The organism is Rhodospirillaceae bacterium (assembly GCA_040219235.1).
Taxonomy (GTDB): domain Bacteria; phylum Pseudomonadota; class Alphaproteobacteria; order Rhodospirillales; family Rhodospirillaceae; genus WLXB01.
The window spans coordinates 132,337-144,808 of the sequence record JAVJSV010000021.1; the positions used below are offsets into that span (position 1 = coordinate 132,337).

Annotated in this window: 11 protein-coding genes and 1 tRNA gene; 9 read left to right on the plus strand and 3 right to left on the minus strand. The window is 56.3% G+C overall.

The window, feature by feature from the left end; genetic code table 11:
• Positions 1–109 precede the first annotated feature (109 nt).
• The 4 genes from RIC29_18210 (at position 110) to RIC29_18225 (ending at position 6,248) form a co-directional block, all read left to right on the plus strand.
• Positions 110–460, plus strand: a complete 351-nt coding sequence (locus RIC29_18210) for a hypothetical protein (protein MEQ8736863.1) — start codon at positions 110–112, stop codon at positions 458–460.
• Between the two features lie 11 nt (positions 461–471).
• On the plus strand, positions 472–1,692 hold the full coding sequence (locus RIC29_18215; GenBank protein MEQ8736864.1) for a class I SAM-dependent methyltransferase: 1,221 nt from the start codon (positions 472–474) through the stop codon (positions 1,690–1,692).
• Positions 1,693–1,950: 258 nt separating this feature from the next.
• The gene (locus RIC29_18220; protein MEQ8736865.1) at positions 1,951–4,131 is read left to right on the plus strand and encodes a TonB-dependent receptor; all 2,181 of its coding nucleotides are present in this window, start codon (positions 1,951–1,953) and stop codon (positions 4,129–4,131) included.
• A 149-nt stretch (positions 4,132–4,280) separates the two neighbouring features.
• Positions 4,281–6,248, plus strand: coding sequence for a pyrroloquinoline quinone-dependent dehydrogenase (locus RIC29_18225; protein MEQ8736866.1), 1,968 nt, complete (start codon positions 4,281–4,283; stop codon positions 6,246–6,248).
• Between the two features lie 374 nt (positions 6,249–6,622).
• Here the strand turns inward: RIC29_18225 and RIC29_18230 are convergent, their stop codons facing one another.
• The 3 genes from RIC29_18230 to RIC29_18240 form a co-directional block, all read right to left on the minus strand.
• Positions 6,623–7,711: a class I SAM-dependent methyltransferase gene (locus RIC29_18230; protein ID MEQ8736867.1), complete on the minus strand. Its 1,089-nt coding sequence runs from the start codon at positions 7,709–7,711 to the stop codon at positions 6,623–6,625.
• Positions 7,712–7,864: 153 nt separating this feature from the next.
• Positions 7,865–7,941 (minus strand) — tRNA-Pro (locus RIC29_18235).
• Positions 7,942–8,076: 135 nt separating this feature from the next.
• Positions 8,077–9,096: a polyprenyl synthetase family protein gene (locus RIC29_18240; GenBank protein MEQ8736868.1), complete on the minus strand. Its 1,020-nt coding sequence runs from the start codon at positions 9,094–9,096 to the stop codon at positions 8,077–8,079.
• A gap of 152 nt (positions 9,097–9,248) precedes the next feature.
• Between RIC29_18240 and RIC29_18245 the strand changes: the two genes are divergently transcribed.
• The 5 genes from RIC29_18245 (at position 9,249) to RIC29_18265 (ending at position 12,470) form a co-directional block, all read left to right on the plus strand.
• A complete protein-coding gene (locus tag RIC29_18245; GenBank protein ID MEQ8736869.1) occupies positions 9,249–9,464 on the plus strand; it encodes a DUF2007 domain-containing protein in 216 nt (71 codons plus the stop codon).
• Entirely contained in the window at positions 9,461–10,255 is a 795-nt protein-coding gene (locus RIC29_18250; GenBank protein MEQ8736870.1) for a methyltransferase, read from the plus strand. The genes RIC29_18245 and RIC29_18250 overlap by 4 nt, the downstream gene beginning before the upstream one ends.
• Before the next feature lie 31 nt (positions 10,256–10,286).
• Complete coding sequence (locus tag RIC29_18255; protein ID MEQ8736871.1) at positions 10,287–11,156, plus strand: S49 family peptidase; 870 nt, start codon at positions 10,287–10,289, stop codon at positions 11,154–11,156.
• 11 nt (positions 11,157–11,167) lie between these two features.
• Positions 11,168–11,446 (plus strand): hypothetical protein, encoded by a 279-nt coding sequence (locus RIC29_18260; GenBank protein MEQ8736872.1) that lies wholly within the window; start codon positions 11,168–11,170, stop codon positions 11,444–11,446.
• A gap of 139 nt (positions 11,447–11,585) precedes the next feature.
• The gene (locus RIC29_18265; GenBank protein ID MEQ8736873.1) at positions 11,586–12,470 is read left to right on the plus strand and encodes a glycine--tRNA ligase subunit alpha; all 885 of its coding nucleotides are present in this window, start codon (positions 11,586–11,588) and stop codon (positions 12,468–12,470) included.
• Positions 12,471–12,472: the final 2 nt, after the last annotated feature.

Genomic DNA, 12,472 nt, shown 5'->3' on the forward strand with positions numbered 1-12,472 from the left:
TCAGTGGGCATCGTTCGCGCTCCAGCTTGGTCAAACCATCCATGAGACTCATCTGCGCGTATAGAGCTATACTATAATCTCACTCGCCCCACTTAAGGAGAGATCGATCATGGCAGACGTTACCAAACCCGTAGCAACCCATCGCGGGGACTCTATAGAGCCCCGGGCCGACGATGTATTTCTCTCCAACGCGGCGCTGGACAACGTCATGTCGGCGGTCATTGCCCTGGGCAGTGAATTCTGGGCGCTGCAAAAACGCATGAACGTGATTGAGACCCTGCTGGAAGAGAAGGGCTCGGTCTCCAAAGATATGATCGAAGCCTACCGTCCCAGCGCGGCGGATCACGCCGCCTGGGAAGCGCAACGCGAGCGCTTCATCAAGCGTGTCTATGGGTTCCTTGAGAACACGCCGCAAAACACCAGCGGCAACCCGGACACCCACTCCACCACCGCCGGTTAAGGGAGAGCCCCATGATTGATCGTCGCACTCTGTTTGGCGGCACCGCCGCTGTGTTTGGCGCAACGGCCGCCGTTGCCTCCAGCTTGTCGGCGGTGTTTAAAAGCCGCTCTGCCGCCGCTGCTCCAACCGTCTCAGCCTTACCAAAAGATGTCGAAGTCCGAGGCAATTACACCGAAGGCCGTCTTGAACGTCTGCCCGAGATGGACATGGAAAGCCGCCTGGAATTTGCCCAGAGCTTCCGCAAATGGTCGTTGCGCGATTTCGGTCGCAAAAGCTCACGTCGCATCAACGAACTGGTTGAAAACGCAGGCTACGATCCCAAGGTTTCACCCCCCATCGAAGACGTGCTGAAAATTATCGGCGACGATCTGACCGTGTGGTCCAACGTGCGCTGCAAAACCACATCACAGCAAATCATGTGGAACGCTTTGGTCGATGGTTTTCATGCCAATCGCGACGGCTATCTGGAAGAACTCGAAGCTGCTGATAGTTCTGGTCCCGGCACCTTGGAGCTGAATGCCGGTTTGAGTATTCCGGATTACACCAAGCATGAAATTCACATTCAACCGGGTGGTTACATTGGCGATCCGTTAGGCGGCTACGTTTATCACTACGGGGTCAACGTCTTCACGCTTGATCTGGAATCAGAAGATGTGTTCCATCGTGATCTGGCCGCCATCATTCCCGTGCCCGAAGACGGCAAAATGGAAAAGTTTCTCGACATCGGCACCGGTGTTGCCCAACTGCCCATGGCGGTTAAAGAGCGGTTCCCCGACACAGACGTCTGGGGCATCGACGTTGGTGCGCCGATGTTGCGCTACGGTCATATGCGGGCCGCTGAACAGGGCCTCGATATCAATCTGGCACAACGTCTGGCCGAAGACACCGGCTTTGCTGACAACAGCTTCGACGTCATCACGGCTTATATTCTATTCCACGAAGTGCCGACGGAAGACGCCAAGAAAATCCTCGCCGAAGTGAAACGTATTCTGCGTCCCGGCGGGGTGTTCTTCCCGGTCGATTTCAAGACCTATACCCAATCCCAGCCGTCCGCCAGCGGGCGCTTTAACCAATGGTGGGATCACGTGCACAACAACGAAGTGTGGACCGAAGAATACCGCAGCTCTGATTTCCTCCAGATGATGGCCGAGGCTGGACTGACCGTGCGTGAAGACGCACCGACCCTTGCGCCGACCTTTTGGAACAGCGTCATGGCGGTCAAATCGGCTTAACGGTTGCGCTCCGTCCTGGGCGTTTGACGGCGGGCCACAAAGTCAAACCCAGACTCAAACCCAGACTCAAACTCAAATCCAGACTCAAACACAGCCTGTTTTCGTCTTTGCTGGGTTGATCTCTGCTTGTTTTGATCTTTGGTAATCGCTATGTCCCCAATTCATTGATGTAATGAATTTGACACACAGGACTCCTGTGTGCGAAACGACCCGCGATAAACGCATTTAACCAATAGAATCAGACCCTTGGAGAGATACATGCCAACCTTGAGCCACACCATGACAAAGCGCTTACGCACGCCTTTGATTGCCAAACTTTTGGCTTCCGCTGCCGTTGTGGCGAGCGCCTCAACAGCCCTACCTGTCACCAGTGCTTTGGCTCAGAACGTCGCGCTGGAAGAAATTGTCGTCACCGCAGAGCGTCGCGTCGGCAACCTGCAGACCACGCCGGTCACGGTCTCGGCCTTCACGGCTGATAAGCTTGAGAAGCTCCAGGTCGAAGAAACATTGGACCTCGCTAACAACGTTCCAAACCTGGTGTTGTACACCGGTGTGTCAAACCCGGGCATGGTCAACCTGTACATGCGCGGTGCAGGCGAGCAGATCGGCGGTCTGGTGACCTCTGAATCCGCAGTCGGCCTGTATGTCGATAACGTTTACAACGCACGCCTGTCTGCCGCGAACTTTGATCTGGTCGATATCGAACGCATTGAAGTCCTGCGCGGCCCACAAGGCACACTCTATGGCCGGAACTCCATGACCGGTGCGTTGAAAATCGTTACCCGCGAAGCCGATGGCGAAACCTGGGCCAAGGGCTCAATCGGCTATGGCCGTTTTGATGAACTGACAGTGTCAGCCGGTGTCGGTTTTGCCCTGGTCGAAGATGTATTGGGCATGACCGTATCAGCCCAATACCGTGACCAGAATGATGGCTGGCTCGAAAACCGCGCCACCGGCGAAGATCGTGGTGTGCGGGAAGTGTTCTCCCTGCGCGGTAAAATGTCTTACTTCGGCTCCGATGACTTCAAGGCCACCGTCTCTGGCTATTATTCAGACGATGACAACGATGGTCTGACACCGGTGTCCGTGAACTCGGTCACCTTGGAAAACCAAACCGGTGGCCCGCGCATTGTTCAGTCCCCCACTCAATCCTCTGGCTACACCGAACAATACGGTGGCTCTTTAGATATGGAATGGCTCATCGGCGATGTCACCTTGCAGTCCATCACCGCGTACATTGATGTCAAAGATGGCTTCCGTTTCGATCTCTCCGGTGGTGTTGAAACCACGCCAGGCAACTTCGTTACCCTGATTGACCGCACCAGCGTGGCGTCGTCTTCGCAATGGTCGCAAGAACTGCAGTTGAGCGGTCAGTCGTTTGATGAGCGCCTCGACTGGATTCTCGGGGCCTTCTATTTTGAAGAGCAAGCCGATCAGCAGATTGATGACGTGATTTTCTTCAATCCTTTGGTGCCGACAATTATCGACCAGAAGACAAAGTCCTATGCGGTGTTCGCGCAAGGGTCCTATCAAGTCACGGATCGCCTCAGCGCCACAGCTGGGATCCGCTGGACCGAAGATAAGAAATCCCTCAACGGTCAGATCGACACTTTCTTCGGCTCGGGTATTCCATCTCTGGTGGATCGTGAAGACAGTTGGTCCGTATTTACACCGCGCGTTGGGCTTGATTACCAAGTGTCGGATGATGTGTTTGTGTACACTTCGTTGTCACGTGGCTTCCGCGCGGGTGGGTACAATGGCCTGACCGTTGCTAACCCAACGTCGTTTAACACGCCGTTTGATCCAGAAACCGTGTGGGCGCTTGAAGCGGGCAGCAAGGCGGATCTGTTCGACAGTCGTGTGCGCGTGAATACGGCGTTGTTCCTCAATAAGTTCAAAGACATTCAACAGTCCTCAACATTGGGCGGCGGTGCGACGGCCATCCAAAACGTGGGTAAAGTTGATGTCTACGGCATTGAAACGGAAGTCACCGCCATTGTGACCGATGCTCTGGAAATCTTTGCCCATGTGACCGTGCAGGATGACAACTACAAAGAACTCGATCCGGGTTCTGTGGCCGCGACCCAAGGTTTGGGCCGGTTGTCTCACCTGTCTAAATTCCAGTCGCAGGTTGGATTTAACTACACCTATGACCTTAATAGCTCGGGCGACATTGTTCTTGGCGCGGACTACAGCCATCGCAGTAACTACTTCTCCGATGCGGCCAACCAACCCATCAACCGCTCAGGCACGATCGATCTGGTCAACGGCTTTGTGTCTTACCAGGCCGATAGCGGAAAGTGGAAAGCCACCCTGTCCGGTAAAAACCTGACCGGTGATGACTACTCGAAAATCGGCTTGGTGCTTGCCGCACCAAACGGCATTCGTTTTGTCAACGAGCCAACCACCTGGAAGCTGAACTTCGAAGTCAGCCTCTAAGCGCTAAAACAACACGCCTTTCATACATAAGGCTTCTCACACCACACCCGGCCGGACCACTTTTCATTTGGTCTGGCCGGGTTTTTCTTTTTACGTCACTGGGTTTTTCTTTATATGACGTATGTCAGTTGTTAGCAGGAGAGTCTTCCATGGCCACACCACAGTCTCCAGTGTCGCGGTTCGTGTCGCTGATTGCGATGGCGGTTTTACTGCTGGGCTCAGTGTCGGCCTTTGCGGCTGACTCCTCAACACATGCAGCACTTACTGAGAACACCTCATGGCCGTCCTTTGGAGGGGCGCCCTCGGGGGGGCAATACTCTGCCTTAGATCAAATCACGGCTGCCAATGTGGCAAACCTTGAGCGCGCTTGGGTTCATCACACTGGCGATGTTGTTGAAGGGTCCGCAGCAGACGGTGGCTCCTCGTTTCAGGCGACCCCCGTGATCTGGGACGACACCCTTTATGTCTGTACGCCGAAGAACCGCGTGCTGGCCTTAAACCCAACAACCGGTAAAGAGATTTGGGCATTTGATGGCTACGGCGTTTTGCCCGAGGGTATGCCCGTGTTTGCGGCAAACTGCCGGGGTGTTGCGCTTTGGGCAGAAGGGGCCGATACACCGCGAGAGATGCAAAGCCACACCTGTTCTGCGCGCGTCATTCATCCTGATATTTTTGGCAATCTCTATGCGCTTGATGCCAAAACCGGCGCCCTGTGCGCGGACTTCGGCACGGGCGGCATTCTGAATCTCAATGCCTTTGACTACGGTGGGACCGGCGGCATTTTCATGTCCTCTCCGCCGTCTATTATCGGCGACATTATCGTTGTCGGCGGTGGTGTTGGCGACAATATGTATGCCGATGCGGCAGACGGTATCGTGCGCGGTCTTGATGTCCGCACCGGCGAAGAACTGTGGTCCTTCAATCCCATTCCCGCCGAGCTCAGCGATAAGACCGGCGGTGCCAATGTGTGGTCGATGATGGCGGTTGATGACGCCGCGGGCCTTGTGTATCTGCCCACGTCCAGTCCCAGCGTTGATCCTTATGGGGGCTTACGCCTCGCGCCCATCCCGTATGCCAATGCCCTGGTTGCGCTGGACGCAGGCACGGGTGCGGTCGTCTGGCACCAGCAGATCATCCATCACGATGTGTTCGATTATGACCTGCCGAGCCAACCCATTCTCCTTGACCTCGAGCGTGAGGGAACCTCTGTGCCCGCCGTCGTGCAGATCACCAAAATGGGCTTCGTGTTTGTGTTCAATCGCCTCACGGGTGAACCGCTGTTTGATATTGAAGAAATCGCAGTTCCAGTGACGGATGTGCCCGGCGAACGCACGTCGCCCACCCAACCACGCCCTATCGCGCCCGCGCCCTTCGCCCGTCAGGATATTTCCCAAGACGAGGTGTGGGGCCTGACGTTCTGGGATCGCGGGCAATGCCGTCAGCGCTTTTCCGAATTGCGCTACGAGGGCCTGTATACGCCGCCAAGTCTTGAAGGCTCGTTGCAACTTCCCTCGGCCCTGGGTGGCGGTAACTGGGGCGGGGCTGCGGTTGACCCCAAAACCGCTACGTTGATTGTCAAAACCCAGAACCTCGCCACCATCATCAAGCTGGTGCCCGCCGATCTTAATGAAGAACGGCCTTTGGGTCCGCCGGTTGAGTTTTTGCAGAAGCCGCTCAACGGTACGCCGTATCGTCTGGACGGCGAATTTTTTCTGTCTCCGCTCGGGGTGCCCTGCACGCCACCGCCGTGGGGCGAACTCATCGCCATCGATTTGAATAGCGGCGATCACTTGTGGCGTCAGCCCCTGGGCCGCATTGAGGTGGGGCCGTTTAAAACACCAAAGGCATGGGGCTCTCCAAACATCGCGGGTCCGATTGTCACGGCTGGGGGTCTGATCTTTATTGGCGCGGGCATGGACTCCGCCTTTCATGCTTTGGATATGAATACGGGCGCGGCGTTGTGGCGCGATGATGATTTGCCTGCGCCAGCCATGGCTGTGCCCATGACCTATATGATCGATGGTGTGCAGTATGTGGTGGTGGCTGCCGGTGGCAATGGCATGGCAGAAACCAGGCAGTCCGACGCGATCATCGCTTACCGGCTGGCCACGCCATAGGCTGCAGCACTGTTTTTGGGTATTTAATCATGGCCGAATTATAACAATCAAAATTGTTAACATCAACATGAATCTATCTTTACCGGCGAAAAGCAGCGTTTGAAAGTGTGCCCGGCGGCGTGCCGGGTGGTTTGCCTGCTGGTTTGCCCAGTTGGGTGCATGGGTGGCGTGCCCGGTTTCGTGCATGGGCTCGTTCCAAGGGGGTCTCAAAACCCGGCTCCATGGGCTCGTTCCTAAAATCATACGTGCATAGGCTCGTTTGAGTGGAACCAGTCGTGCATGGGCTCGAACCCAGGTGAGAGCCCCATCAAAAGAATCTCGAACCCAGGTGAGGGGCCAAGAAAAAACAAGCATCTAGTTGAAAGCGGAAAGCCCTAAAGTGGTTTTGTTGCCACATCGACCCAAGGGTATCCTTGAGGACCCAGATTATGGGACTGAATATCCACAAAGCCGGTCTCTGCAAGCACGTCGCTCCATTCCGTGCTGCACGTCTCAGAAAAGTACGGCTCTCCGCGATTGTCGGTTTCCCAATCCAAAATGACAGATTGGAACGGATGAACGCCGGCGAAGGGCGGCAGATCGTTGATCACCACATCGCCCCCGGGTTTCAAAATGCGGAAGGCTTCCTTGATGATCTCTTTACCCACACTCACCGGTGTTTCGTGCAGGACGCAATACATTACCACCGCATCAAAACTGTTGTCGGGCTCTCCGGTGTGGCGCACGTCGCATTGCCGGAAGTGAATCGGAATGCCTGCGGCTCGGGCGGAGTCATTGCCGTTTTTCACATTCGCAGCCGACAGGTCACCGCCGACGAGTTCCGCGTCTGGATAATGTTTATGAAACGCGGCCAGGGTCATTGCCCCACCGCAGCCCATATCGTAGATGCGGTCATAGTGATCTTTGGGCAGCAGTTGCGCGGCGTTAGAGCGGTGATGCCGTACGTCTTCGTCAACTTCCACAGCTGCCCAGCCGCCTTTGCTCATGACGTAAGGGTGGATGGCGGACATGAACATCGGACCGGAGAGGTCGTAGCCATCCCACCCGCCGGGTTCCAGGTGCCACTCTACGCCTTCGTGATAGTCCGGGACGGGCAAGGCCGCATCAAGTGTGAGTGATCCGCCACAGTCTTTGAGGTCGCCAAAGCCCATTTTCTCTGCTGCGGCGCGCCGTTCCTCTATGGCCGGAATAGCGCGCACAAAATTTTCTTCCGCCACATAGCGTTGATAAAATCGCTCAAATTTATAGGCGACAGATTTTTCGGCAACGGCCCGGGCGCGGGCAATCCGGGCATCCCAGGGTTCGTTTGAGCCGCCGCGATCATGCTCGGCCACCAGAGCGGCGCCGTCAGGGTCCGTCTCGAAGTCTGTGCGTGCAATGTCGCGCACCCGGCGCGAGATGTAAGGCTGCAAAGACCCAAGAAACTGCAGGCCAGACCGGCCTCTTTGCGACAGGTTCAACATACTCTTGGGTCTCCTTTTTGCGTGCCCCCTAAGCCTGACATCTTCGTCCAGCATAGCAGTCCAGGTAAAGGGTCTTGTTGATTGCGGGGGGCCGTTACTGGGGGATAGCGAGGGGGAACGGGTTTTCTGAGTTGCAGAAAATGGCTGTTTTATTGGTCGGAGTGAGAGGATTCGAACCTCCGGCCCCTGCCTCCCGAAGGCAGTGCTCTACCAGGCTGAGCTACACTCCGTTCCTCGCCCTAAAGAGTCATGGCTGACGATCATTGAAGGCGGATCGGCTTATACCGCTGGCGTGGCTTTGGTGCAAGCGGGGGCTCAGTATTGTCGCAGTCGTGTTGCTCAGGGCAGGGCCAACCGCAATTGATTTAATAAGCCCGCTTAATGCAGAAATCGATGATGTCCAGCAGCGCCGTTTTGACAGGGCTTTTCGGAAAAATCCCCAGCGCGTCCCGGGCCACATCGCCATAGTGTGCGGCACGGTTGACGGTGTCTGTCAGGCTGTTGTGCTTTTCCATTAAGGTCAGCGCGTGGGCTAATTCGTCTTCGCCCTGCTCCATGTCGTGCAGGCAGCGGCGCCAGAAAGCGCGCTCCTCAGCATCGCCACGGCGGAAGGCGAGAATGACCGGCAGCGTGATTTTACCTTCGCGGAAATCATCACCGATGGTTTTGCCCAACTCGGCTTGCTTGGCGGAGTAATCCAGCACGTCGTCAATCAACTGAAACGCAATCCCCAGATTCAAGCCGTACACCTGCAAGGCTTCCTCTTCGACCTCGGGGCGATCAGCCACCACAGCCCCAATGCGCGCCGCAGCCGCAAACAGCTCGGCGGTTTTCGCCTGCACCACTTCTAAATACTGCGCTTCGCTGGTTTCTGTGTCGTTGGTGGTCATCAACTGATGGACTTCACCTTCGGCGATAATCGAGGACGCGCTGGATAAAATGCCGAGCACTTTCAGTGAGCCATCTTCAACCATCAACTCGAAGGCGCGGCTGAACAGGAAGTCGCCGACGAGCACGCTGGGTTGATTGCCCCACAGCGCATTGGCGCTTGACCGGCCGCGCCGCAGATCGCTGTCATCAACCACATCGTCATGCAGCAGGGTTGCGGTGTGAATGAACTCAACACAGGTGGCCAGCTTGATATGGCGCTTTTCAGTGTAGCCACAGAGCTGGGCGGCTGCCAGGGTCAGAACCGGGCGCAGGCGCTTACCACCGGCGGCCACAATATGCCCGGCCAATTGTGGAATGAGGGCCACAGGGCTGTGCATGCGCTCAATAATCGTCTCATTCACCGCCTGCAAATCATCTTTCACAAGCGCAGTCAGCGCTTCAAGCGCCTGGTCTGATCCTGTGCGTCGGTTGTCCAGTTGAACGACGGTCGCCACGTGCAAATACCCTTCTGATCTGGGGGTTAAGAGTGACTCCACCATAGGAGGATGCCCGGTCAGGGGCAAGCGAACCCCTCAGTCTTTGGCAGTTTCTGACTTGCCGTTTCTGACTTGCCATTGGGGCCAGTTCCCGCCACCGTGGGCTCATTATGAAAGAACTCCTGCGCAGTAATAACATCGTTGCCATCTCGGCCCTCAAGGCGGCCCTGTCCGCCGAGGGTATTGAGGTGTTTGAATTTGATGGGGACATTGCCAGCACCTACGCGGGCATCGATACTTTTCCGCGCCGATTGATGGTCCGCACCGAGGATCTCGCCGCTGCCGCAGAAGTGGCTCTGGCGATCTGCCCTGATCTGGTGTCATGACCTCTGCCAAAGTGGAAACAGGGCCTGCAACCGAGGGGCTTATAACCGAGGGGCCTGTAAGCGAAACCACGGTTGATCACTTCTTCGAAGGCCGGCTGCAGTTGGTGCAACCCAAGACCGGTTATCGCATTGCGATTGATCCGTTATTGCTCGCGGCGGCTGTAGATGTTCCTGAGGGCGCACGGGTGCTGGATGTCGGCTGCGGCACCGGCGCGGCCCTGCTGAGCCTGCTGACGCGTCGTGAGGATGTTCAGGGCGTCGGTCTTGAACGGCATGTTCCATTCCTTGAGTTGGCCCGGCATAGCATCACCCTCAACGGCTTCTCAGATCGGGCGTCTCTCATCCAAGGCGATCTGGCCTGTCCATCAGCCGCCCTATTGACCAGCGGCTATGATGCGGTGATGACCAATCCGCCATTTTTTGAGGCGGGGACGGTGCCCGACCGGCCTGACGTTGACTCACCCCACGCCGTGACCGAACTGCCGCTCGTGATTTGGGTGCACAAATGCCTCAACCTTCTTGTCACGGGCGGTCTTTTTGCCATCATCCACCGTGCCGAGCGGGTGGCCGAGATCATACAGGCACTTAAGGGCTGCGGGTCGGTGACTGTGATTCCGCTATGGCCCAAGGCTGATCGTCCGGCCAGCCGCGTGATCGTCACAGCCCTGAAAGACCGTAAGTCCCCCGCTGTCATCCACCCTGGTCTGATTTTGCATCAAAACGATGGCACCTACACTGAGGCTGCAGCGGCCATTTTAAGATATGGGTATGCTTTGGATTCTTTGACTTAACCTGAGCCCCTCAGACGTCTATGGTGCGCGCATGGCTATACTTGATCATTTCAACGAATTCGCGGCGCGGGTCGCAGGTCCTTTGGTGAGGCGTGATATCCCGCTTGTCAGTGTTGTCCGCCTCAACGGTGTTATCGGCTCCGTAGGCATGGGCCGCAAAGGATTGACCTTGGCGAGCCTGGAAGTGCCGTTACGAAAAGCCTTTAGCAAGAAGGGAATTGATGCCGTCGCGCTGCTCATTAACTCGCCCGGCGGCTCGCCAGTTCAATCAGCGCATATTGCCGGGCGCATTCGTCAGCTGTCAGACGAGAAAGAAATTCCGGTCTACGCCTTTGCGGAGGATGTCGCGGCTTCTGGCGGGTATTGGTTGGCCTGTTCTGCCGATGAAATCTACGCCAGCCCCATGTCGATTGTGGGGTCCATCGGTGTGATTGCGGCGACGTTTGGTTTTACGGGATTGATCGACAAAATTGGGGTCGAGCGCCGTGTGTATGCGCAAGGCGACAACAAAAGCATGCTTGATCCGTTTAAGGCTGAAAACCCGGATGACGTGAAACGGCTGCTTGAGTTGCAGAAAGATATTCACGGCCAGTTCAAGGCCTACGTCAAAGACCGCCGTGCTGACAAACTCCAAGGTGCGGATAAAACCTTATTCAACGGCGATGTCTGGACTGGCGAACGCGCCCTTAAGAACGGTCTGATTGATGGTCTTGGCGAGATGCGCGCGGTGATGCGCGAGAAACTCGGTGAGAAGACCAAGTTTATCCAGGTGCAACCCCAAACCAGTTGGCTGCAGCGTAAACTTGGCGGCGGCGTCGCGTTTAGCGTTTCTGAAACCTGGGCAAATGATCTGATATCGGCTGCCGAAGAGCGAGCCCTTTGGGCCCGCTTTGGGCTTTAGGAGCGCAGGGCATGCTTGGATTTAGCCTGTCGAAAATCCTCTTTACGGCTGTAATGATTTTCGCTGTGTGGTGGGTCTACCGCCAAATCAACCTGCTGTCCTCTGGGGAAAGGAAACCCAAATCGCGCGTCGATGCCGCCCGCAAGGCGGCTGAAGATGTGACGAAAGCCAGAACACAAGGTGTTGAAGATCTGACAGCCTGCCCCGCGTGCGGAGCCTATGTGGCGGCGGGTCTCAATCCCGGATGCGGTCGTTCCGCCAAAGATTGCCCGATGCAGGGGGCGAAATAACTCTTTAGTTCGCGCAAGTGTCGCCGCAAACCCAGATTCCCCTAACCTTGATTCTGAGAGACTCCGCGAGTAGCTTGCGCGCAGCCTGATACTCTACACTCGTCAGGCACAGTTTTTACCCTCTAGCGGAAGTCATCGCATGGCCGCCTCGCACACTCAGGCGCTCAGTTTTCAGGGCCTTATTCTTAAGCTTCAGTCTTTCTGGGCCGCGCAGGGGTGCGTCATTCTGCAGCCCTACGATATGGAGATGGGGGCGGGCACCTTTCATCCTGCAACGACATTACGCGCTTTGGGCCCGAAACCGTGGAAAGCGGCCTATGTGCAGCCCTCGCGGCGGCCGACCGATGGCCGCTACGGCGAGAATCCTAATCGCTTGCAGCATTACTATCAGTACCAAGTGATTCTGAAGCCCTCGCCAGATAACGCGCAGGACCTTTATTTGCAAAGCCTTGCAGCGATTGGCATTGATGCGCTGGCGCACGACATTCGCTTTGTGGAAGACGATTGGGAAAGCCCCACGCTCGGAGCCTGGGGCCTCGGCTGGGAAGTCTGGTGCGATGGTATGGAAGTGACGCAGTTCACCTATTTCCAGCAGGTCGGCGGCATTGATTGTTCGCCGGTGGCGGTTGAACTGACGTATGGCCTTGAGCGTTTGGCTATGTACGTTCAGGGCGTGGAGCGGGTTTATGACCTGGCTTTCAATGATGACGGCGTAAAGTACGGCGATATTTTTCTGCAAGCCGAGCAAGAATATTCGGCCCATAACTTTGAGTATGCCAATACAGAAATGCTGTTGCGCCACTTTGCTGATGCAGAGGCGGAGTGTCAGTCGTTGTTGTCGAAAAAAGTGGCGCTGCCCGCCTATGATCAGTGCATTAAGGCTAGTCATTCGTTTAACCTGTTAGACGCGCGGGGCGTCATCAGTGTGACGGAGCGTGCCGGGTATATTGGCCGGGTGCGGGCGTTGGCGAAATCCTGTTGCGAAGCCTGGCTCGAAAGCCAGGGTTCAAACCAGGAGGCTTAAAC

What these genes read in the sequence shown, in the direction of transcription:
- RIC29_18210 (MEQ8736863.1), top strand. Translation starts at nt 110, where the DNA reads ATGGCAGACGTTACCAAACCCGTAGCAACCCATCGCGGGGACTCTATA.
- RIC29_18215 (MEQ8736864.1), top strand. Translation starts at nt 472, where the DNA reads ATGATTGATCGTCGCACTCTGTTTGGCGGCACCGCCGCTGTGTTTGGC.
- RIC29_18220 (MEQ8736865.1), top strand. Translation starts at nt 1,951, where the DNA reads ATGCCAACCTTGAGCCACACCATGACAAAGCGCTTACGCACGCCTTTG.
- RIC29_18225 (MEQ8736866.1), top strand. Translation starts at nt 4,281, where the DNA reads ATGGCCACACCACAGTCTCCAGTGTCGCGGTTCGTGTCGCTGATTGCG.
- RIC29_18230 (MEQ8736867.1), bottom strand. Translation starts at nt 7,711, where the DNA reads ATGTTGAACCTGTCGCAAAGAGGCCGGTCTGGCCTGCAGTTTCTTGGG.
- RIC29_18245 (MEQ8736869.1), top strand. Translation starts at nt 9,249, where the DNA reads ATGAAAGAACTCCTGCGCAGTAATAACATCGTTGCCATCTCGGCCCTC.
- RIC29_18250 (MEQ8736870.1), top strand. Translation starts at nt 9,461, where the DNA reads ATGACCTCTGCCAAAGTGGAAACAGGGCCTGCAACCGAGGGGCTTATA.
- RIC29_18255 (MEQ8736871.1), top strand. Translation starts at nt 10,287, where the DNA reads ATGGCTATACTTGATCATTTCAACGAATTCGCGGCGCGGGTCGCAGGT.
- RIC29_18260 (MEQ8736872.1), top strand. Translation starts at nt 11,168, where the DNA reads ATGCTTGGATTTAGCCTGTCGAAAATCCTCTTTACGGCTGTAATGATT.
- RIC29_18265 (MEQ8736873.1), top strand. Translation starts at nt 11,586, where the DNA reads ATGGCCGCCTCGCACACTCAGGCGCTCAGTTTTCAGGGCCTTATTCTT.